Source organism: Streptomyces sp. NPDC014623, from assembly GCF_043088245.1.
GTDB lineage: Bacteria > Actinomycetota > Actinomycetes > Streptomycetales > Streptomycetaceae > Streptomyces.
Map to the genome: position 1 here is coordinate 236,748 of NZ_JBIBZU010000002.1, position 20,769 is coordinate 257,516.

Below are 20,769 nucleotides of genomic sequence, written 5' to 3' on the forward strand. Positions count from 1 at the left end.
CCATGTTCAGCACTGTTCTGGTCGCCAACCGTGGCGAGATCGCGGTCCGGGTCATCCGGACGCTGCGCGAGCTCGGCGTGCGGTCGGTCGCCGTCTTCAGCGACGCCGACGCGGACGCCCGGCACGTACGGGAGGCCGATACGGCGGTACGGATCGGGCCCGCCCCGGCCGCGGAGAGCTATCTGTCGGTGGAGCGGCTGCTGGACGCCGCCCGCCGCACGGGCGCCGAGGCGGTCCACCCGGGTTACGGCTTCCTCGCCGAGAACGCGGGCTTCGCCCGCGCGTGCGCGGAGGCGGGGCTGGTCTTCATCGGCCCGCCCGCTTCGGCGATCTCCCTGATGGGCGACAAGATCCGTGCCAAGGAGACCGTCGCCGCGGCCGGGGTCCCGGTGGTGCCCGGTTCCTCCGGGAGCGGGCTCACCGATGCGCAACTGGCCTCGGCCGCACGGGAGATCGAGATGCCCGTGCTGCTGAAGCCGTCCGCGGGCGGTGGCGGCAAGGGCATGCGGCTGGTGCGCGAGGAGGCGCTGCTGGCCGACGAGATCGCTGCGGCCCGGCGCGAGGCGCGCGCCTCGTTCGGCGACGACACGCTCCTCGTGGAGCGGTGGATCGACCGGCCCCGGCACATCGAGATCCAGGTCCTGGCCGACGGCCACGGCAACGTGGTGCACCTCGGTGAGCGCGAGTGCTCGCTCCAGCGCCGCCACCAGAAGATCATCGAGGAGGCGCCCTCGGTCCTGCTCGACGGGGCGACGCGCGCGGCGATGGGCGAGGCCGCCGTCCAGGCCGCCCGTTCCTGCGGATACGTCGGCGCGGGCACGGTCGAGTTCATCGTCCCGGGCAACGACCCGTCCTCGTACTACTTCATGGAGATGAACACCCGCCTCCAGGTGGAACACCCGGTGACCGAACTGATCACCGGCCTCGACCTGGTGGAGTGGCAGCTGCGGGTCGCCTCCGGTGAGCGTCTCCCGTACGCGCAGGCCGACATCACGCTGACGGGGCACGCCGTCGAGGCCCGGGTCTGCGCGGAGGATCCGGCCCGGGGCTTCCTGCCGTCCGGCGGCACGGTGCTCGCGCTGCACGAGCCGCAGGGCGGCGGCGTGCGGACGGACTCGGGGCTCAGCGAGGGCGTGCCGGTCGGCAGCACCTACGACCCGATGCTCTCGAAGGTCATCGCCTACGGTCCCGACCGGCCCACGGCGCTGCGCCGGCTCCGCGCGGCGCTGGCGGACACGGTGGTGCTGGGGGTGCCGACCAACGCCGGTTTCCTGCGACGGCTGCTGGCCCATCCGGCGGTGGCCGCGGGTGAGCTGGACACCGGCCTGGTGGAGCGGGAGGCGGACGGCCTGGTGCCGCACGGGGTGCCGGAAGAGGTCTACGCGGCGGCGGCGCTGCTGCGGCGGCCCTCCCCCGCGCCCGCGGCCGGCTGGGTCGATCCGTTCTCGGTGCCGAGCGGCTGGCGACTGGGCGGCACACCCGCGGAAACCTTCCACCACTTCCGGGTCCCGGGCCACGCCCCGGTGCGCGTGGGCCTGCGTACGGGTGCGGAGGGCACCGCCGCCCTGACGTTCGGCCACGCCGGGGACCGGGAGGAGACGGCGGACGCCTGCGGGCCGGTGCCGTCGCTGCCGGGCGCGGAGAGGTCCCGGCTCGTCGAGGCGTCCGGGCGGCGTGTCGTCGTCGAACTCGACGGTCTGACCCACACGTTCAGTCTGGCCTCGTCCCCGGAGGGGGTCTGGCTCGGCCGGGACGGGGACGCCTGGCACGTCCAGGACCACGACCCGGTGGAGGCGTCCCTCAGCGGCGCGGCGCGTGCGGGCGCGGACACGCTCGCCGCGCCCATGCCAGGGACCGTCACGGTGGTGAAGGTCTCGGTCGGCGACGAGGTCGTGGCCGGGCAGAGCCTGCTGGTCGTCGAGGCGATGAAGATGGAACACGTCATCTCCGCCCCGCACTCCGGAACCGTCACCGAGCTGGACGTCTCCGCGGGCACCACGGTCGCCATGGACCAGGTCCTGGCCGTGGTGGCACCGAAGGAGGAGTCGTGACTGCCGGACTGCCCATGACGGTGCCCGCGCCGGGGCTGCCGGCCCGGATCCGCATCCATGAGGTCGGCGCCCGCGACGGGCTGCAGAACGAGAAGGCCGTCGTACCGACCGGGGTGAAGGCGGAGTTCGTCCGCCGGCTCGCGGAGGCCGGGCTCTCCACCATCGAGGCGACCAGCTTCGTCCACCCGAAGTGGGTGCCCCAGCTGGCGGACGCGGAGCAGTTGTTCCCGATGCTCGGGGAGCTCGCGGACGGCGGGGACGTGGCCTTGCCCGTACTCGTGCCGAACGAGCGCGGCCTGGACCGGGCGCTCGCGCTCGGCGCCCGCCGGATCGCCGTGTTCGGCTCGGCCACCGAGACGTTCGCCGCCCGCAACCTCAACCGCACGGTGGACGAGTCGCTCGCCATGTTCGAACCGGTCGTGGCCCGGGCCGGGGACGCCGGGGTGCACGTACGCGGCTACCTGTCGATGTGCTTCGGCGACCCGTGGGAGGGGGCCGTGCCCGTCGCGCAGGTCGTCCGGGTCGCGAAGGCGCTGATGGACCTCGGCTGCGACGAGCTCTCGCTCGGCGACACGATCGGCGTGGCCACCCCGGGCCACGTCACGGCGCTGCTCGCCGCACTGGACGAGGCAGGAGTCCCCACCGCGACGATCGGGGTGCACTTCCACGACACGTACGGCCAGGCGCTCTCCAACACCCTGACCGCGCTCCGGCACGGGGTGACGACGGTGGACGCCTCGGCGGGCGGCCTCGGCGGCTGCCCCTACGCCAGGAGCGCCACCGGGAATCTCGCCACCGAGGATCTCGTGTGGATGCTCGACGGCCTCGGTGTCGAAACCGGGGTCGATCTCGGCGCACTCACCGCCACGAGCGTGTGGATGTCCGAACAACTGGGCCGCCCGAGCCCGTCCCGAACCGTCCGCGCGCTTTCCCACGAGGAGTGAAGCACCGATGTCCCTTGACCACCGGCTGACCGCCGAGCACGAGGAACTGCGCCGCACCGTCGAGGAGTTCGCACACGATGTGATCGCCCCGAAGATCGGCGACTTCTACGAACGCCATGAGTTCCCGTACGAGATCGTGCGGGAGATGGGACGGATGGGCCTGTTCGGCCTGCCCTTCCCGGAGGAGTACGGCGGCATGGGCGGTGACTACCTCGCCCTGGGAATCGCCCTGGAGGAGCTGGCCCGGGTCGACTCGTCCGTGGCGATCACCCTGGAGGCGGGGGTCTCGCTCGGCGCCATGCCCCTCCACCTCTTCGGGACCGAGGAGCAGAAGCAGCGGTGGCTGCCGAAGCTCTGCTCGGGCGAGGCGCTCGGCGCGTTCGGGCTGACGGAGCCGGACGGCGGCTCGGACGCGGGCGGCACCCGGACGACCGCCGTGCTGGACGAGGCGACCGGCGAGTGGGTGATCAACGGCTCCAAGTGCTTCATCACCAACTCCGGTACGGAGATCACGGAACTGGTGACGGTCACGGCGGTCACCGGCCGCAAGGAGAACGGCGCCCCCCGCATCTCCGCGATCATCGTCCCCTCCGGCACCCCCGGCTTCACGGTGGCCGCCCCGTACTCCAAGGTCGGGTGGAACGCCTCGGACACCCGTGAACTGTCCTTCTCCGACGTCCGCGTACCGGCGGCGAACCTGCTGGGCGAGGAGGGCCGCGGGTACGCGCAGTTCCTGCGCATCCTGGACGAGGGCCGGATCGCCATCTCGGCGCTGGCGACGGGGCTGGCGCAGGGATGTGTGGACGAGTCGCTGAAGTACGCGGGGGAACGGCACGCCTTCGGGAAGCCGATCGGTTCCAACCAGGCCATCCAGTTCAAGATCGCGGACATGGAGATGCGGGCACACATGGCCCGGATCGGCTGGCGGGACGCGGCCTCGCGACTGGTGGCGGGCGAGCCGTTCAAGAAGGAGGCGGCGATCGCGAAGCTGTACTCGTCGACGGTGGCGGTGGACAACGCCCGCGAGGCGACGCAGATCCACGGCGGCTACGGCTTCATGAACGAGTACCCGGTGGCCCGGATGTGGCGCGACTCCAAGATCCTGGAGATCGGCGAGGGCACGAGCGAGGTCCAGCGGATGCTGATCGCCCGGGAGCTGGGCATGAACGCCTGACGACCGAGGGTCCCGGATGCGTGCCGACGGGCCCCATGAGGTCCGCCACGGCCGGGACCCTCGTGGGTGTGGGCGGCCGGACGCGTGCGACGGAAACCGTCCCCCGGTCACGGGAGGGCGGTTTCCTCTTTCTGTCCGGTAACGGAACGGCTGCTCCCCCTTGCCCCCCTGTCTGCGATATGTGAGGTTAGGCTAGCCTTCCTTCGAATCGTCAGCGGGCGCCCTGGGGCGCGTACGAAAGCAGACACACTCATGCCCAACCTCCGGACCAGCTCACTCTCCCGCCGCGGCCTGCTGGCCGCCGGTGGTGCCGTCGGTCTCGGTGCCGTCCTCGCAGCCTGCGGTGACGGCGACGAGAAGGGCTCCGCCTCGGGTTCGGGTACGGAGAAGTCCGGCCCCTGGTCCTTCAAGGACGACCGCGGGCAGACGGCCGAGGCCGATTCCGTACCGAAGAACATCGTCGCGTTCATCGGTGTCGCCGCCGCGCTCCACGACTACGGCGTCGAGGTGAAGGGCGTCTTCGGTCCGACGAAGACCTCCGCCGGGAAGGCCGACGTGCAGGCGGGCGACCTCGACATCAGCAAGGTCGAGGTGCTCGGCAACGTCTGGGGCGAGTTCAACGTCGAGAAGTACGCCGGTCTCGCACCGGAGCTCCTCGTCACCGCCATGTGGGAGAAGGACGCCCTCTGGTACGTGCCGGACCAGTCCAAGGACAAGATCCTCCAGCTGGCCCCGAGCGTCGCCCTGTGGGCCGCGCAGACCACGGTCCCGAAGGCGATCCAGCGCCACGAGGACCTCGCGGCCTCCCTCGGCGCCGACGTCAGGTCCAAGAAGGTCACCGACGCCAAGGCCGCGTTCGAGAAGGCGGCGGCCAGGCTGCGCGCCGCCGCCAAGTCCCAGCCGAACATCAAGGTCATGGTCGGCTCGGCCAGCCAGGACCTGTTCTACGTCTCGCTCGCCAAGACGTCCGCCGACACCCTCTACTTCCAGGAGCTCGGCGTGCAGTTCGTCGAGCCGAAGGTCAACGCGGCCGGCTTCTTCGAGGAGCTGAGCTGGGAGAACGTCGACAAGTACGGCGCCGACATCATCATGATGGACAACCGCTCCTCGGCCCTGCAGCCCGACACCCTGACCTCCAAGCCGACCTGGGCCCAGCTGCCCGCCGTGAAGGCCGGCCAGGTCATCCCGCGCACGACGGAGCCCATCTACTCCTACGACAAGTGCACGCCGATCCTCGACGCCCTCGCCGAGGCCATCGAGAAGGCCGAGAAGGTCAGCTGACCTGCGGCCCGGCCGGGAGCACCTCCCGGCCGGCCCCCGCCCTCCCGGTCCCGGTCCCGGGAGGCCGCTCAGACGGCGACCGCTGCCGCGCCCGCCATCGCCCCTTCCGACTCTTCGGCCTGACGGTCCTGCGGACCAGCCGGCTGAGCCCGTCGATGCGGAGGATCACTCTCGGCGGCCCGGGGCGCGACGGCTTCGCCGCCGGCGGCCGGGACCAGAGCCTCTCGATCTTCCTGCCGCCTCCGGGCCGGACCGAGGCCGTGGTCCCGGCCGACGGGAACGGCGAGTGGTTCTCCGCCTGGCGAGCCCTGCCCCGGGCGTCAGGCCGGTCATGCGGTCGTACACCGTGCGCGCGCAGCGCCGAGCCGCGGACGGCTCGACCGAGACCGGCATCGACTTCGCGCTGCACGAGCACGGCGGGCCGGCCTGCCGCTGGGCGGAGGCCGCCGCGCCGGGACAGCCGCTCCTCGTGCCGGGTCCCGCCGTCCGGGAGGACACCGGTGCCCGCTTCCGGTCTCCCCAGGACACCGGACGGGCGCTGATCCGCACCGGCGAGACGGGTCCTGCCCGCCGCCCCGGCCGCCCTGGAGTGGCTGCCGGCCGGGACGAAGGCCCGGGTCCGGCTGGAGGTCCCGCACCCGCAGGAACGGTTGGAGCTCCGCACCGAGGCCGAGGCGCACATCACCTGGCTCGTGCGGGAGGAGGGTGCCCCCCGGTCGTGGACGCCGGGCGCGGCGCCGGACTCCCCGAGGGCGCTCCCTACGCCTGGATCGCCGGCGCGTCCTCGGGGGTTCGCGGGCTGCGCCGCCACCTCGTCCAGGAGCGGGGGTTCGGACGCGGGCGCGTCACCTTCGCCGGTTACCGGCGGCGCGGACCGAGCGAGGAACAGCTGAGGGAGGAAGCGGTGCGGGAGGCCGCGTGACGCGCCTGCGCGCCCCGGGTCCTCACCGGCCTCCTCCTGCCTGCCGTTGAGTTCACCCGGCGTTCCGGTCCGCGACGCACTGAACAGTGCCCGATTCAACCAAACCGTACAGTCGGTTACGTATGACCCGGGCATCCGGCAGGGCGTACAGTCCCGGCCCGCGCCAGGAGGAGCAGGGCGGGGGCTGCGAGCCGGGCAGGCGCTGCGAGCCCCGGGCGGTGCGGTCCCGGCCCGCGCCACCGGGCATGCCGCGCCGGCCTTCCACCGGTCGGATCCGGGCGGCGTCCGGGTCCAGGGCGCCGCGGCCCACGCCTACGGCATCGGCCCCATGGGGCAGGCCTTCCTCCGGGTGCCTGCGCAGCGCGTACGTCACCGACGGAGCCGGACCTCCGGACGACGGACGGCGCCCGGCCGGGGCGCGCTCCGCCCGAAACGGTCACCGCGCCGCCGCGTGCGCGGCGCGGCCGGGCACCGGCTCGCCGCCCGCGCCTTCGCTCCGGACCACCGGCAGGCCGGCGCCGGGCCGGCCGTCACGCGTCACCGGTACGGCTCGAAGCTTTCCCCGGACGCGTGGGATTCCTTCGCCGGACCGCGCTTCGCGCCGGGTCCGCCGGCGCAGGGCCTTCCCGTGCGACTGGAGGAGATCACCTGCGCGCTGGCCAAAACCGCGTACGGGCCGGTCGAGGAACCGACCGCCTCCGAGCGGCTCGCCGTGGCCGGTTTCCAGGCCGTCGGGGCAGGCGTGGGCGGGGAGGGGCACCCTGCCTTTGCCGCCCACGACGGCCGGCGCGGCTCCGGGGGCGGCGCATACCGGGCCGCGCCTCCCGGGGCGGCGTCCGGAACCGGACCGGCCCGGCCGGACGCCAGACGCGAACACGCCACCTTCACCACGGATGCCGGGCCCGGCCGCCCCGTCCTCGTCGGCGAGTCCGGCGAGGAGGGCCGTCGACATCGAATAGGTACAAAAGGTTCAGTTCCGGCATAAGGATGTCACCGGAGGTGATCTCTGCCCGAAATCGGGCAGATTTCTTGCGTAACGACTTCGTTCCGCGCAATATCGACGGGTGCTCGAACGCCGCTCCGCGCATGACGACCTCATCGACCACCTCGTACGCTCCACCGCGCTCCAGCGCGGCGAGGCCGCCAGGGTGATCCTCGACGTGCTGGCGTACTTCGACGAGACGACCGAGGACTTCGTCCGGCGCCGCCACCGGGAACTACAGGCGGGCGGCCTGGTGAACCCGGAGATCTTCGAGCGGATAGCGGCAGAGCTGCCGCACCGCGCGGTGGCGCCGCAGGAGCTCTCGCTCCGCCAGCTGCGCCGCATCGTCTACGGCTGATCAGGACGGGCCGGCCGGGCACCGAACTTTTGTACGTCGATGGAGGGGCAGAAATCCATGTGCGGGATCGTCGGTTACATCGGGAAGCGTGACGTGGCTCCGCTGCTGCTGGAAGGCCTGCAGCGGCTGGAGTACCGGGGCTACGACTCCGCGGGCATCGTCATCACGGGCAAGGCCCCGGCGGGCCGGCCCGGCGCCCTGAAGATGGTCAAGGCCAAGGGACGGGTCCGCGAGCTGGAGGCCCGCGTACCCAAGCGGTTCGCCGGCACCACCGGCATCGCCCACACCCGCTGGGCCACCCACGGCGCTCCGAGCGACGAGAACGCGCACCCGCACCTGGACGCGGAGAGCAAGGTCGCCGTCGTCCACAACGGAATCATCGACAACGCCTCCGAGATCCGCGCGAAGCTGGTCGCCGACGGCGTCGTCTTCCTCTCCGAGACCGACACCGAGGTGCTGGTCCACCTGATCTCCCGCTCGCAGGCGCTCACCCTGGAGGAGAAGGTCCGCGAGGCGCTGAAGTCCGTCGAGGGCACGTACGGCATCGCCGTCCTGCACGCCGACTTCAACGACCGCATCGTCGTCGCCCGCAACGGCTCCCCCGTCGTGCTCGGCATCGGCGAGAAGGAGATGTTCGTCGCCTCCGACGTGGCCGCCCTGGTCACGCACACCCGCCAGATCGTCACCCTGGACGACGGTGAGATGGCCACCCTCAAGGCCGACGACTTCCGTACGTACACCACGGAGGGCTCGACCACGACGGCCACGCCGACCACCGTGGAGTGGGAGGCCGAGTCGTACGACATGGGCGGCCACGACACGTACATGCACAAGGAGATCTCCGAGCAGGCCGACGCCGTGGACCGGGTGCTGCGCGGCCGCATCGACGACCGCTTCTCCACCGTGCACCTGGGCGGCCTGAACCTGGACGCCCGCGAGGCCCGCGGGGTCCGCCGGATCAAGATCCTGGGCTGCGGCACGTCGTACCACGCGGGCCTGATCGGCGCCGGCCTCATCGAGGAGCTGGCCCGCATCCCCGCGGACGCCGAGCCCGCGTCCGAGTTCCGCTACCGCAACCCGGTCGTGGACCCCGACACCCTCTACGTCGCCGTCTCGCAGTCCGGTGAGACCTACGACGTGCTGGCCGCCGTCCAGGAGCTCAAGCGCAAGGGCGCGCGCGTCCTGGGCGTCGTGAACGTCGTCGGCTCGGCGATCGCCCGTGAGGCGGACGGCGGCATGTACGTCCACGCCGGCCCCGAGGTCTGCGTCGTCTCCACCAAGTGCTTCACCAACACCGTCGTGGCCTTCGCGCTGCTCGCCCTGCACCTGGGCCGCATACGCGACCTGTCGGTGTCCGACGGCAAGCGGATCATCGAGGGCCTGCGCAGGCTGCCGGAGCAGATCGGTCAGATCCTCGAGTCGGAGGACGAGATCAAGAAGCTGGCCGAGGAGTACGCGGGCGCGCAGTCGATGATGTTCATCGGCCGGGTCCGGGGCTACCCGGTCGCGCTGGAGGCCTCCCTGAAGCTGAAGGAGATCTCGTACATCCACGCCGAGGCCTACCCCGCCTCGGAGCTCAAGCACGGCCCGCTGGCACTCATCGAGCCGGCTCTCCCCACCGTCGCGATCGTCCCGGACGACGACCTGCTGGAGAAGAACCGCGCCGCGCTGGAGGAGATCAAGGCCCGCAGCGGACGCATCCTCGCCGTCGCCCACCGCGAGCAGGAGAAGGCCGACCACACGATCGTCGTCCCGAAGAACGAGAACGAGCTGGACCCGATCCTGATGGGCATCCCGCTGCAGCTGCTCGCCTACCACACGGCGCTGGCCATGGGCCGTGACATCGACAAGCCGCGCAACCTGGCGAAGTCGGTCACCGTCGAGTAGTCCCGCCCGTCCCGCCGCCGGAGGTGGACGCGACAGGCCCCTGACGTGACGTCAGGGGCCTGTCGGGGTTCAGGGGATGACGATGACCGGGCGCTGGGCGCGCCGGGCGAGACGGCCGGCCACGGATCCGAAGATCCGGCCCACGATGCCGTGCGTCGAACCGACGACGATCGCGTCGGCCGAGTACTCCCGGCCGACCTCCTCGAGCTCGTGGCAGATGTCCCCGCCACGCTCCACGAGCACCCAGGGCACCTCGGTGAGGTAGTCCGCGCACGCCAGCTCCAGGCCCAGGACCTCGGTGCGGTGGTCGGGCACGTCGACGAAGACGGGCGGCTCGCATCCTGCCCAGACCGTGGTCGGCAGCCGGTTGGCCACATGGACGATGATCAGCCCGGAGCCGTGCCGGTTCGCCATGCCGATGGCGTAGGCGAGGGCGCGCTCGCTGGACGTGGAGCCGTCGAATCCGACCACGACACCATGCCGGAAGGCGGGATCGCACGAGGGGCGCGACTCGGCGACCGGCTGCGGCTCCGACCCGGGGTCGGCTACCTGCTTGCGGTCTGCGGGTTCAGGGATTTCGTGACCGGCCATCGGTGTCTCGGCGAAGAGAGTCCTCGTGAGGAGGGAGCGGCTGTGGAGGTGTACCTGCGCGCGGTGCAGCTGTGTCCGGGAAACGTCTTCCCAACCCCCTACCCCCAAGGGTACGGCGCCACTCCTGCGCTGCCCAGTCCTCGCACAGCGCATGCGGCAATGGAGGGAGCATGCCGGAGACCGCCCTGTATGGCAATGGCGGTTGCGTCGTACATCGAGCTGACGCCCCCCCCCCGGCGGGTCCCGGTCGCACCCGTCCGGTCTTCGCGGCGTCCCGGCCGTACGGCCGGATGCGGGGCGGCCGAATGCGCCATTCCCCCTCCCGCCCGGCCCGTCACGCCCCGCCGTCGCGCGACTGCGCATCGTTCGCCCCCGACGTCCGGAGGGCTTCGAAAGGGGCTGGAGACGCGTGGAAACCCGGCGGGACAGAGGGCGTGCGCCGGTCGCATGACTGGAATACGCGCACGCGACCATCGGTTTTCGGCCAACTTCGCCTTCCCCTGCTTTTCTTGGCGTCACAGCCGCCCAACCCACGTGCCACCAGGCAGGAATAGACCGCGCGGTACGCTTTGACCCTACGGGGACGGGCCATGATCGCTACGCGCACTTCCCTGTGGCGCTCACGAGTGGAACGCTTCGTGATCGAACGCTTCGCGCCAAGTTGCCTTGTCGACATAGTGCCGGTGGGGGAACGTGTCACGTCGGGACCACGGAACGCAGTAGATTCGATCTTGGAATTCGAGAGCTGGGGACGCGTGCGAGACCGAGGGGAAACGTGCAGGAGCGGCAGGCCCGTAGGGACCAGGAAGACGCGAACACCGAGGGGGGCTTAGCGTCATGAGCCAGGACTCCGCCACCGCAACGGAGGCCGCACGGAAACTGACCGGGCGGCGACGCCGAGAAGTCGTAGCCGTGCTGCTGTTCAGTGGCGGCCCTATTTTCGAGAGCTCCATTCCGCTCTCAGTTTTCGGAATCGACCGGCAGGACGCGGGCGTTCCCCGCTACCGCCTGCTCGTCTGCGGGGGCGAGGAGGGACCGCTGCGCACCACCGGCGGGCTCGAACTCAGCGCACCGTACGGCCTGGAGGCGATCAGCAGGGCCGGCACCGTCGTGGTGCCCGCCTGGCGGTCCATCACCTCCCCGCCGCCCGCAGAGGCCCTGGACGCGCTGCGCCGCGCCCATGAGGAGGGTGCCCGCATCGTCGGACTCTGCACGGGGGCCTTCGTCCTCGCCGCCGCCGGCCTGCTGGACGGCCGCCCGGCCACCACGCACTGGATGTACGCACCGACGCTGGCCAAGCGCTATCCGTCGGTGCACGTCGACCCGCGTGAGCTGTTCGTCGACGACGGCGACGTGCTCACCTCGGCCGGGACGGCGGCCGGAATCGATCTGTGCCTCCACATAGTCCGTACCGACCACGGTACCGAGGCGGCCGGGGCCCTGGCCCGCCGGCTCGTCGTACCCCCGCGGCGCAGCGGTGGTCAGGAGCGCTACCTCGACAGGTCTTTACCCGAAGAGATCGGCTCCGACCCGCTCGCCGAGGTCGTGGCCTGGGCCCTGGAGCACCTCCACGAGCAGTTCGACGTGGAGACGCTGGCCGCGCGCGCCTACATGAGCCGGCGGACCTTCGACCGCAGGTTCCGCTCGCTCACGGGCAGCGCACCGCTCCAGTGGCTCATCACCCAGCGCGTGCTGCAGGCGCAGCGGCTGCTCGAGACCTCCGACTACTCGGTCGACGAGGTCGCGGGCCGCTGCGGCTTCCGCTCGCCGGTCGCGCTGCGCGGGCACTTCCGCCGCCAGCTGGGCTCCTCCCCCGCCGCGTACCGGGCCGCCTACCGGGCCCGCCGGCCGCAGGGCGGGGTGCTGGAGAGCGTCACCACGGCACTGGAGACGTCCGTACCCCCCCAGGGCACGGCGCCGGGCCGGCGGTCCGCGGTGGCGTCCTCGGCCGGCCTCTCCCCGGCCGTCGCGGCCGCCGCTCCCGGTGGTCTCGCGGACCGCCCCGGACCGGGTTCCGAGGCGTACGCTCCGGGCCGCCCGGCCCTGCCGGGGCAGCGCAGCGCCCCGTAGGGTGGGGTCCATGAACGACCGTATGGTGTGGATCGACTGCGAGATGACCGGGCTCTCGCTGACGGACGACGCACTCATCGAGGTGGCCGCGCTGGTCACCGACTCGGAACTGAACGTGCTCGGTGAAGGGGTGGACATCGTGATCCGCCCGCCGGACGCGGCCCTGGAGACCATGCCCGAGGTGGTGCGGCAGATGCACACCGCCTCGGGCCTCCTCGAGGAGCTGGCCGGGGGCACGACCCTGGCCGATGCCGAGGAGCGGGTCATGGCGTACATCCGCGAGCACGTGAAGGAGCCGGGCAAGGCTCCGCTCTGCGGGAACTCGGTCGGCACCGACCGGGGCTTCCTGGCGCGTGACATGCCGTCGCTGGAGGGTTACCTCCACTACCGGATCGTCGATGTGTCCTCGGTCAAGGAGCTGGCGCGCCGCTGGTACCCGAGGGCGTACTTCAACAGTCCGGACAAGAACGGCAACCACCGGGCGCTGGCCGACATCCGCGACTCCATCACGGAGCTGCGCTACTACCGGGACGCGGTCTTCGTGCCGCAGCCCGGCCCGGATTCGGTCCGCGCCAAGGAGATCGCGGCGCGCCACACGTCGTCCGCCGGGCAGTAGGCGCACCACCGCTGGTCACGGGCCCTCCGGGGCCCGTGCACCCCCTCCGGAAATACGCGGGCGCGAGCACCCTCTTCGACCCTGTACACTTTTTCTCGGCCGGTCAGTGAAGGACCGGACGACATGGTGGGTATAGCTCAGCTGGCAGAGCACCTGGTTGTGGTCCAGGATGTCGCGGGTTCAAGTCCCGTTACTCACCCTCTTCAGAGAAGCCCCTGACCTGCGGAAACGCCGGTCAGGGGCTTTTTCGTCCTCCAGGCCGGCCCCACCACGCCCCCGCACCGCCGGGCTTCCGGCCTGGCGTGCGCCCCTGGCAGCGATCAGGAAGCGGCTCCGCGAGGACGGAACGGCGAGTTTTCAGGTGCGCCGGCTCCAGGGGGCCGCGGCGGCGCCCTGGAAGCCGGGAGGTCCGAGGAGAGCCGGGCAGGCCGAGGCCTCCGAGGGGCTCGTCCTCCGAGGGGCTCGTCGACGCCCACACACAGCAGTGGCCCTACGGGTGGGCTCCCCGGCCGGGGCTTCGTCGAGCCCGAGCAGGACCGGGTCTGTCAAACGAGCGGTGTAACTCGGGAGCGCAATCCTCGGAAGGGAAGATCATCAATGATCAGTTGTGGTCAACGCCTGCGGGGCCGTCGTTCGGGGCGGCGTACGGCGTCGGTGGCCGTCCTCGGTGTGATGAGTGCGGCGGCCACAGAGACGGCGGCGAGGAGGCAGAAGAGTGGTCCGTAGCCGCCGAGGGGCACGGCCAGGGCGGCGCCGGCGAACGGCGCGAGGGCTGCTGCTGTGTGGGCGGGCGCGGCGAGGAGTCCGGAGAGGTGGCCGTAGTGGGTGGTGCCCCAGCGGTCGGTGATGGCGGTGGCCTGGAGGAGGGTGAGGTTGCCGCGGACCATGCCGGCTACGACCGACACGGCGATGATCAGGGCGTACGGGCCAGGTGCGGCGGCGAAGGCGGCGGTGGTCAGTGCGCCGAGGGCGATAAGGATCATGGTGCGGGCGGTGGCGGTGGTGCGGCGGGCGAGGGTGGCGTAGAGGGTGCGGCCGAGGGTTTGTCCGGCGCCGCCGATGCCGAGGGCCCAGGCGGCCTGGCTGGTGGTGTATCCGCGGTCCAGGAGGAGGGGGACGAGGGCGATGACGACGGCGTACATCGCGAAGCCGGACAGGGTGAAGGCGGCGGCGAGCAGGAGGAACGGCCGGCTGCGCCCGATCTCGGCAGCGCCTTCGGCCCTGTGCGCGGGGCTGGTTGGGGCGTCTGGCCAGGGGGCGCGCAGGGCCAGGGCGTGGGCGGGGATGGTGACGGCGGCGAGAATGCCGGCGAGGACGAGGTAGGTATGGCGCCAGGCCAGGTGGTCGGCGAGGGCTGCGGTCAAGGGTGCGAAGACGGTGGAGGCGAGTCCGCCGGCGAGGGTGACGATGGTGAGGGCCCGTACGTGGTCGGGGGTCCACCAGCGGGTGAGGGCGGCGAACGCGGGCTGGTAGAAGGTGGCCGCCATCGCGAGCCCGGCAAGCAACCAACCGGCGATGAAGACTGGGACGTTCGGGGCCGCAGCCACGATCAGCAGGCTGACCACGCCGAGCACGGAGCCAAGGGTCATGACGGCGCGCGGGCCGCGCCGGTCGAGGATCCGCCCGACGCGGATCCCGGCGAGGGCGGAGACGACGAGGCCGAGGGAGAACGCCGCGGTGGTCGCCCCGGCCGGCCAGCCGGTCGTGGCGGTGATCTGCGGATTGAGGACGGGGAACGCGTAGTAGACGATGCCCCAGCTGGTGATCTGCGTGGCGCAGAGGGCGGGCAGGGCGGCGCGGGGCCGCGACCGGTCCCCTGTTCCGGTCGCGGCCCCGCTGTCGCGGGTGTTCAGGTCGGTCACGAGCCGCAGCAGCCGCCCGCCGGAGCCTCCTCAGCAGCCGCCCCGACCGCGGCGGGGGCGCCGAGCTGGACGAGCTGCGGTGCGGGCGCGCAGCAGCCGCCGCCGTCGGCTTCCTGCGCGTCGGGGGTGTCGAAGAGGCCGGCGCCGCCGCAGACGCCGGTCTCGGGCAGGGTGAGTTCGACGCGGTCGGCGGAGGCGAGGTCGCCGGCGATCGCGGCGGCGACCGAGCGGACCTGCTCGTAGCCGGTCATGGCCAGGAACGTCGGGGCGCGGCCGTAGGACTTCATGCCGACCAGATAGATGCCCTGTTCGGGGTGGGAGAGCTCACGGTGGCCGTGAGGGTAGACGGTGCCGCAGGAGTGCTGGTTGGGGTCGATCAGCGGAGCCAGCTCGACCGGTGCTTGGAGGCGTTCGTCGAGACCCAGGCGCAGCTCGTTCAGGAAGGACAGGTCGGGGCGGAAGCCGGTCAGGACGATCACCTCGTCGACCGCGTCCAGGCGGCGCCCGTCTTCACCGACCAGGACCAGGCGGCCGTCGGCGTCGCGTTCGATCTCCTCGGTGCGGAAGCCGGTGACCGCGTCCGCGTGGCCCTCGTCGACGGCGGCCTTCGCCGCCAGCCCGAGTGCGCCGCGCGCGGGGAGCTGGTCGGCTTCGCCGCCGCCGAAGGTGGAGCCGGAGATACCCCGGCGCAGGATCCACACGCCCTTCGTGCCCGCCCCGTCTGTGGACTTGGCGAGGTCGGCGAGGTAGGCGAGGGCGGTGAAGGCGGAGGCGCCGGAGCCGATCACGGCGGTGCGCTTGCCCGCGTACCGGGCGCGCACGGCCCGGTCCTTCAGGTCCGGGACACGGTAGGTGATCCGGTCCGCGGCGGCCTTCTCACCGAGCGTGGGCAGTCCGCTGCCGCCGGCCGGGCCGGGCGTGGCCCAGGTGCCGGAGGCGTCGATGACCGCGCGGGCGAAGACACGCTCCTCACGGCCGTCGGCGTAAGCGACGTGTACGACAAACGGCTGCTGCTCGCGGTCGGCGTCCACGATCCGGTCCCTGCCCGCCCGGGAGACGCCGGTGACGGTGGCGCCGGTACGGACCCGCTCGCCGAGGACATCGGCGAGCGGCTGCAGGTACAGCTCGGCCCAGTCCCCGCCGGACGGGTACGTCGCCGGGCCGGGCCGTGTCCAGCCGGTGGGGGCCAGGAGCTTCTCGGCGGCCGGGTCGACGACCTCGCCCCAGGTGGAGAACAGGCGCACATGGCTCCACTCGCGCACTGCGGCGCCAGCAGTGGACCCGGCCTCCAGGACCAGGGGCTCGATGCCCTGGTCGACCAGGTGGGCGGCGGCGGCCAGTCCGGCGGGTCCGGCCCCGATCACGATGACGGGCAGCTCGGTGGGGGCGGGCGCGTTCACGGCGACTCCTTGCGTGGTTCGACATCTGTCGATGGCTTGCGCGGCCCAGCATGGCACCTGTATTGATAAGCGTCAACATAGACGTTTATCGAAACCAGGGGGATTCACTGATGGAGCACATCGATGTCGCCGTGATCGGCGGCGGCCAGTCGGGCCTCACCACCGCCCACGCCCTGCTGCGGCGCGGGCTGCGGCCGGTGGTGGTGGAGGCGTCCGATCGGGCGGCGGGGTCGTGGCCGCGCTACTACGACAGCCTCACGCTGTTCTCGCCCGCCCGGTACAGCTCCCTGCCCGGGATGCCGTTCCCGGGCTCGGACCCGGACCGCTACCCGCACCGCGATGAGGTCGTCGCCTATCTCGCCGCCTACGCCGACCGCCTGGACGCCGAGATCCGCACGGGCTGTCGCGTCAGCGCGGTCCGCCGCACCGGCGACGTCTTCGAGGTGGAGCTGGAGCGCGGCGGCCGGCTGTCCGCGCGGGCCGTCGTCGCGGCCTCGGGGACGTTCGGCCGGCCGCACCGGCCGGCGTTGCAGGGCCTTGAGGAGTTCACCGGCCAGGTGCTGCACGCCGCCGACTACCGCAGCCCGGCCCCCTTCACCGGCGGCCGGATGGTCGTGGTCGGGGCCGGCAACTCTGCGGTGCAGATCGCCGCCGAACTGGCCGCCACCGCACGTGTCACGCTCGCCACCCGCGGGCCTGTGAAGTTCGCGGCCCAGCGCATCCTTGGCCGAGACCTGCACTTCTGGACGGCCCGCACCGGCCTGGACGCTGCACCTCTTGGCCGGTTCCTTACGCGTCCGCCGGCGCAGCCGGTCCTCGACGACGGCCGCTACCGGGCCACCCTGGCTGCCGGACGGCCCGACCGGCGACCGCTGTTCACCGGCGTCGACGGGTCCAACCTCGTCTGGACGGACGGGCGGCGGGAGGAGGCCGACGCGATCGTGCTCGCCACCGGCTACCGCCCCGACCTGCCCTACCTCACCGCCCTCGACGGCGCTCTCGATGCCGAAGGAAACCCCCGGCATCGCGAGGGCCTGGCCACCAACGTGCCGGGCCTGGCGTTCGTCGGGCTGGAATGGCAGCGCAGCCTGTCGTCGAACTCGCTGCGCGGCGTCGGCCGGGACGCGGAGCGCATCGCCCGGCAGCTGGCCGCCTATCTCGCACGCCGGTGACGGACCCCCCGCACTGGTTCGACATGTGTCAACATAGACGCATGTCGAATGCGAAGGTGCTGCCGCTGCTCGAGCCCGCCGACGGTCAGGGTGCGGTGCCGTGCTGCCCGCCGCTGACCGAGCGCCCGATGAGTGCCGGGGAGGCCGAGAGGGCCGCGCGGATGTTCAAGGCGCTGGGCGACCCGGTCCGGCTGCGGCTGTTCTCGGCGGTGGCGTCGCACGAGGGCGGGGAGGCGTGCGTGTGCGACATCTCCGATGTCGGCGTCTCCCAGCCCACGGTGTCCCACCACCTGAAGAAGCTCAAGGAGGCGGGGCTGCTGACCTCCGAGCGGCGCGGCACCTGGGTGTATTACCGGGTCGAGCCGTCGGTGCTCGCCGCGATGGGCAAGCTGCTGACCCTGCCGGCCGCGGCCTGATGATCAGAGCGGCACCGGGGGAAGCGGTGGGCGGGGCAGTGAGCACGGTGGTCGCGCCGCTGACGGCGGAGCACGCCGAGCAGGTGCTGGCGATCTACCAGGCGGGCATCGACGAGGGCGACGCCACCTTCGAGACCAGCCCACCATCGTGGGAGGCGTTCGAGGCCGCGAAGCTGGCCGAGCACGACAGGTTCCTGAACTCTTGTCTTCCGCTACCGCCGTGCCCCCAGTCGCGCGCCTGCGCGGCCTGAAGCCCGACTGGCTGAACAACCCGAAGGTCTGGCGCACCGAGGTCCTCGCGGGCCTGGTCGTCGCCCTTGCACTGATCCCCGAGGCGATCTCGTTCTCGATCATCGCCGGGGTCGACCCGGCGATCGGCCTGTTCGCCTCGTTCACCATGGCCGTGGTCATCTCGATCGTCGGCGGCCGCCGCGCGATGATCTCCGCCGCGACCGGCGCCATCGCCCTCGTGATCGCCCCGCTCAACCGTGAGCACGGCCTGGGCTACCTGATCGCCGCCGTCATCCTGGCCGGCGTCTTCCAGATCACCCTGGGCGCGCTCGGGGTGGCGAAGCTGATGCGGTTCATCCCGCGCTCGGTGATGGTCGGCTTCGTCAACTCCCTCGCCATCCTGATCTTCATGGCCCAGGTCCCCGAGATGCGCGACGTGCCGTGGGCGGTGTACCCGCTGATCATCGGCGGGCTGGCGCTCATGGTGTTCTTCCCGAAGATCACCACCGTGGTTCCCGCCCCGCTCGTCTCCATCGCCGTCCTGACCATGACCACGATCGCGGCCGGCATCGCCGTGCCGACCGTGGGCGACAAGGGCGAACTGCCGTCCTCCCTGCCCGTCCCCGGCCTGCCGGACGTGCCGTTCACGATGGACACGCTGACGACGATCGCCCCGTACGCGTTCGCGATGGCGCTGGTCGGGCTGGTGGAGTCGCTGATGACCGCCAAGCTGGTCGACGAGATCACCGACAGCCACTCCAGCAAGACGCGCGAGTCCATCGGCCAGGGCATCGCCAACATCGTGACCGGTTTCTTCGGCGGCATGGGCGGCTGCGCCATGATCGGCCAGACGATGATCAACGTGAAGGTGTCCGGCGCCCGCACCCGGCTGTCCACGTTCCTCGCGGGCGCCTTCCTGATGGTGCTCTGCATCGTCTTCGGGCCGCTCGTCTCCGACATCCCGATGGCCGCCCTGGTCGCAGTCATGATCATGGTGTCGTTCGCGACCTTCGACTGGCACTCCATCGCCCCCAAGACCCTTCGGCGGATGCCCGCCGGCGAGATCGCCGTCATGGTCATCACCGTCACCGCGGTCGTCGCCACCCACAACCTCGCCATCGGCGTCGTCGTCGGCTCTGTCACCGCCATGGTCATCTTCGCCAAGCGCGTCGCCCACCTCGCCGAAGTCACCCGGCTCGTCGCCCCGAACGGCACGAGCGTCCTGTACACCGTGACTGGCGAGCTGTTCTTCGCCTCCTCCAACGACCTCGTCGGACAGTTCGACTACGCCGCCGACCCCGCCAAGGTCGTCATCGACCTGTCCTCCGCGCACATCTGGGACGCTTCCTCCGTCGCCGCCCTGGATGCCATCGAGACCAAGTACGCCCAGCGTGGCAAGACCGTCGAGATCATCGGCCTGAACGACCCCAGCGCCGACCTCCACTCCAAGCTCACCGGCGAACTCGCCGGCAGCCACTGACCCGGTCCCGAACGGCGAGGGGACCCCGGCACCTGGCCGGGGTCCCCTCGCCGTTCGCGCTACATGTCCGTACGCCGTAGCTATACGACACCGGACAGCGCGGATGCGGAAGCCGGGGAGGAAGGGGAGGGCGGGCCCTGTCAGGTGGTCGTCTTGCGCCGGGGCAGGTTACGGGCGAGGGTGTCGCCGGTCTGCCGCTGGGTCAGCGCGGCCAGGTGCGTCGTGACGGTCGCGTTCCGGCGGAGCCGGGTGTGGGTGGCATAGACGGCCTCGGCGACGACCTGTTCGCCGTGGTGCGGAAAGCGGGCGGCAAGGTGCTCGATGACGCGGTCGAGGGAGCGCTCGCTGTCTGTGACGGGACTCCCTTTCAGATATCGGTCTCCGATGTCGATTCACGATATCTGCTCGGGCGGGGCTGTCGCAGGCCCTGGCCCAGATCGTCGGGGGCGGGCGCGGCCCCCGTCCGGGCCGCGTCCTCGTGTGGCCGGGCGGCGTGCCAGGTCGCAGCGGAGCCTGTGGCCAGCGCGGCACCGAGGAGGGTCCCGGCAAGGGTGTCGGTGAGCCAGTGCACGCCGAGGAAGACCCGGGTGAAACAGGCGGCGGCGACGGCGACAGCGGCGGTGACCGCCCCGAGGCGCACCAGGCCGGCCGGCAGGTGGGTGATACGGGCGAGCCACAGCAGCAGCACGCAGGTGGCGGCCGTGGTCATGGCGTGGCCCGAGGGCATGGCGGCGAATTCGGCGGAGTCGACGGGGCGTTCCCATTCGGGCCGGTCGCGGCCGATGGTCCAGCGCAGCACTGTTCGCAGCGCCCATTCCACGGCGGAGGTGCAGGCCACCCACCAGGCGAGGAGCCGCTGGCGCCGGTGCCACAGCCACGCCACGGCTGCGGCGAGCAACAGGCGCATGGTCCACGGGTCGACGACCCAGTCGGTGACGATCCGACTGGCGTGCGTGAGGCCGGGGTGCTGGAGCGCCGCCGCGTGCAGACGCACGGCCACCGCCTGGTCCAGGCGCAGAACGGGCTGCGCGCCGGCGACGACCAGGGCGATGGTCAGCGCTGCGGCGGCGGTGAGCAGCAGGGCGGCTTTGCCGGCCGGTGCGGCGAGTCAGGCGGTCACCGCACCTCTGGCCGGTCCAGGCCACCTGCCGGGCCTGCCGATGTCCGTCATCGCGGTTGCCTCCAAGGATCAGGGTCCTGGTCTTGTGCCCGGCGCCTGGCTCACCGACCACAGGGGGCACACGCACAGAGCCGGAGTGAACGGTGCGCCACGTCGTAGACTCGGTAACCGATATCGGTTTCGTCACTGCCCTCAAGGGCGGGGAGGTGGGG

General features: G+C 71.8%; 17 protein-coding genes, 1 tRNA gene and 2 pseudogenes. 15 read left to right on the top strand and 5 right to left on the bottom strand.

The features are described 5' to 3' along the window. Nucleotides 1-2: 2 nt before the first annotated feature. The 8 genes and pseudogenes from ACF1FZ_RS05050 to glmS all read left to right on the top strand — a co-directional run bounded on the left by ACF1FZ_RS05050 (nucleotide 3) and on the right by glmS (nucleotide 9,599). The gene (locus tag ACF1FZ_RS05050) at nucleotides 3-2,051 is read left to right on the top strand and encodes a biotin carboxylase N-terminal domain-containing protein (protein WP_391771981.1); all 2,049 of its coding nucleotides are present in this window, start codon (nucleotides 3-5) and stop codon (nucleotides 2,049-2,051) included. 14 nt (nucleotides 2,052-2,065) lie between these two features. Beyond that, a complete protein-coding gene (locus ACF1FZ_RS05055; RefSeq protein WP_391772211.1) occupies nucleotides 2,066-2,995 on the top strand; it encodes a hydroxymethylglutaryl-CoA lyase in 930 nt (309 codons plus the stop codon). A 7-nt stretch (nucleotides 2,996-3,002) separates the two neighbouring features. Then, nucleotides 3,003-4,169: an acyl-CoA dehydrogenase family protein gene (locus ACF1FZ_RS05060; protein ID WP_391771982.1), complete on the top strand. Its 1,167-nt coding sequence runs from the start codon at nucleotides 3,003-3,005 to the stop codon at nucleotides 4,167-4,169. 252 nt (nucleotides 4,170-4,421) lie between these two features. Next, a complete protein-coding gene (locus ACF1FZ_RS05065; RefSeq protein ID WP_391771983.1) occupies nucleotides 4,422-5,450 on the top strand; it encodes an ABC transporter substrate-binding protein in 1,029 nt (342 codons plus the stop codon). Between the two features lie 155 nt (nucleotides 5,451-5,605). Further along, nucleotides 5,606-6,372: pseudogene (locus ACF1FZ_RS05070) on the top strand (siderophore-interacting protein). 451 nt (nucleotides 6,373-6,823) lie between these two features. Then, nucleotides 6,824-7,357 carry a hypothetical protein gene (locus ACF1FZ_RS05075; protein WP_391771984.1) on the top strand — a complete coding sequence of 178 codons (534 nt, stop codon included), beginning with the start codon at nucleotides 6,824-6,826 and terminating at the stop codon, nucleotides 7,355-7,357. A gap of 79 nt (nucleotides 7,358-7,436) precedes the next feature. Further along, entirely contained in the window at nucleotides 7,437-7,712 is a 276-nt protein-coding gene (locus ACF1FZ_RS05080) for a hypothetical protein (RefSeq protein WP_391771985.1), read from the top strand. Between the two features lie 57 nt (nucleotides 7,713-7,769). Further along, entirely contained in the window at nucleotides 7,770-9,599 is a 1,830-nt protein-coding gene (gene glmS, locus ACF1FZ_RS05085) for a glutamine--fructose-6-phosphate transaminase (isomerizing) (protein WP_391772212.1), read from the top strand. A gap of 69 nt (nucleotides 9,600-9,668) precedes the next feature. Here glmS and ACF1FZ_RS05090 read toward each other — a convergent pair whose 3' ends face one another. Beyond that, nucleotides 9,669-10,190, bottom strand: coding sequence for a universal stress protein (locus ACF1FZ_RS05090; RefSeq protein ID WP_391771986.1), 522 nt, complete (start codon nucleotides 10,188-10,190; stop codon nucleotides 9,669-9,671). Between the two features lie 837 nt (nucleotides 10,191-11,027). Here ACF1FZ_RS05090 and ACF1FZ_RS05095 point away from each other — a divergent pair. From ACF1FZ_RS05095 to ACF1FZ_RS05105, 3 genes are all read left to right on the top strand, one after another. Then, a complete protein-coding gene (locus tag ACF1FZ_RS05095; protein WP_391771987.1) occupies nucleotides 11,028-12,260 on the top strand; it encodes a helix-turn-helix domain-containing protein in 1,233 nt (410 codons plus the stop codon). A 10-nt stretch (nucleotides 12,261-12,270) separates the two neighbouring features. Continuing rightward, nucleotides 12,271-12,876, top strand: a complete 606-nt coding sequence (gene orn, locus ACF1FZ_RS05100) for an oligoribonuclease (protein WP_391771988.1) — start codon at nucleotides 12,271-12,273, stop codon at nucleotides 12,874-12,876. A 126-nt stretch (nucleotides 12,877-13,002) separates the two neighbouring features. Next, a tRNA-His gene (locus tag ACF1FZ_RS05105) sits at nucleotides 13,003-13,075 on the top strand. A gap of 412 nt (nucleotides 13,076-13,487) precedes the next feature. Here the strand turns inward: ACF1FZ_RS05105 and ACF1FZ_RS05110 are convergent. Next, nucleotides 13,488-14,591 (bottom strand): MFS transporter, encoded by a 1,104-nt coding sequence (locus ACF1FZ_RS05110; RefSeq protein WP_391772213.1) that lies wholly within the window; start codon nucleotides 14,589-14,591, stop codon nucleotides 13,488-13,490. A gap of 143 nt (nucleotides 14,592-14,734) precedes the next feature. Next, on the bottom strand, nucleotides 14,735-16,138 hold the full coding sequence (locus ACF1FZ_RS05115; protein WP_391771989.1) for an NAD(P)-binding domain-containing protein: 1,404 nt from the start codon (nucleotides 16,136-16,138) through the stop codon (nucleotides 14,735-14,737). A 110-nt stretch (nucleotides 16,139-16,248) separates the two neighbouring features. Here ACF1FZ_RS05115 and ACF1FZ_RS05120 point away from each other — a divergent pair, with 110 nt between their 5' ends. The 4 genes and pseudogenes from ACF1FZ_RS05120 (at nucleotide 16,249) to ACF1FZ_RS05135 (ending at nucleotide 19,437) form a co-directional block, all read left to right on the top strand. Continuing rightward, complete coding sequence (locus ACF1FZ_RS05120; protein WP_391771990.1) at nucleotides 16,249-17,310, top strand: flavin-containing monooxygenase; 1,062 nt, start codon at nucleotides 16,249-16,251, stop codon at nucleotides 17,308-17,310. Between the two features lie 41 nt (nucleotides 17,311-17,351). Beyond that, a complete protein-coding gene (locus tag ACF1FZ_RS05125; protein ID WP_391771991.1) occupies nucleotides 17,352-17,726 on the top strand; it encodes an ArsR/SmtB family transcription factor in 375 nt (124 codons plus the stop codon). After that, a pseudogene (locus ACF1FZ_RS05130) lies at nucleotides 17,726-17,911 on the top strand (hypothetical protein); the annotation flags it as partial. The gene ACF1FZ_RS05125 and the pseudogene ACF1FZ_RS05130, both read left to right, overlap by 1 nt. Before the next feature lie 35 nt (nucleotides 17,912-17,946). Beyond that, nucleotides 17,947-19,437, top strand: coding sequence for a SulP family inorganic anion transporter (locus ACF1FZ_RS05135; RefSeq protein ID WP_391771992.1), 1,491 nt, complete (start codon nucleotides 17,947-17,949; stop codon nucleotides 19,435-19,437). A 140-nt stretch (nucleotides 19,438-19,577) separates the two neighbouring features. On the opposite strand, the gene ACF1FZ_RS05140 is transcribed toward ACF1FZ_RS05135, so the two are convergent. Beyond that, complete coding sequence (locus tag ACF1FZ_RS05140) at nucleotides 19,578-19,829, bottom strand: three-helix bundle dimerization domain-containing protein (protein ID WP_391772214.1); 252 nt, start codon at nucleotides 19,827-19,829, stop codon at nucleotides 19,578-19,580. After that, entirely contained in the window at nucleotides 19,805-20,437 is a 633-nt protein-coding gene (locus ACF1FZ_RS05145) for a phosphatase PAP2 family protein (RefSeq protein WP_391771993.1), read from the bottom strand. Before ACF1FZ_RS05145 ends, ACF1FZ_RS05140 begins: the two co-directional genes overlap by 25 nt. Between the last annotated feature and the right edge of the window lie 332 nt (nucleotides 20,438-20,769).

What these genes read in the sequence shown, in the direction of transcription:
- ACF1FZ_RS05050 (WP_391771981.1), top strand. Translation starts at nt 3, where the DNA reads ATGTTCAGCACTGTTCTGGTCGCCAACCGTGGCGAGATCGCGGTCCGG.
- ACF1FZ_RS05055 (WP_391772211.1), top strand. Translation starts at nt 2,066, where the DNA reads ATGACGGTGCCCGCGCCGGGGCTGCCGGCCCGGATCCGCATCCATGAG.
- ACF1FZ_RS05060 (WP_391771982.1), top strand. Translation starts at nt 3,003, where the DNA reads ATGTCCCTTGACCACCGGCTGACCGCCGAGCACGAGGAACTGCGCCGC.
- ACF1FZ_RS05065 (WP_391771983.1), top strand. Translation starts at nt 4,422, where the DNA reads ATGCCCAACCTCCGGACCAGCTCACTCTCCCGCCGCGGCCTGCTGGCC.
- glmS (WP_391772212.1), top strand. Translation starts at nt 7,770, where the DNA reads ATGTGCGGGATCGTCGGTTACATCGGGAAGCGTGACGTGGCTCCGCTG.
- ACF1FZ_RS05090 (WP_391771986.1), bottom strand. Translation starts at nt 10,190, where the DNA reads ATGGCCGGTCACGAAATCCCTGAACCCGCAGACCGCAAGCAGGTAGCC.
- ACF1FZ_RS05095 (WP_391771987.1), top strand. Translation starts at nt 11,028, where the DNA reads ATGAGCCAGGACTCCGCCACCGCAACGGAGGCCGCACGGAAACTGACC.
- orn (WP_391771988.1), top strand. Translation starts at nt 12,271, where the DNA reads ATGAACGACCGTATGGTGTGGATCGACTGCGAGATGACCGGGCTCTCG.
- ACF1FZ_RS05120 (WP_391771990.1), top strand. Translation starts at nt 16,249, where the DNA reads ATGGAGCACATCGATGTCGCCGTGATCGGCGGCGGCCAGTCGGGCCTC.
- ACF1FZ_RS05125 (WP_391771991.1), top strand. Translation starts at nt 17,352, where the DNA reads ATGTCGAATGCGAAGGTGCTGCCGCTGCTCGAGCCCGCCGACGGTCAG.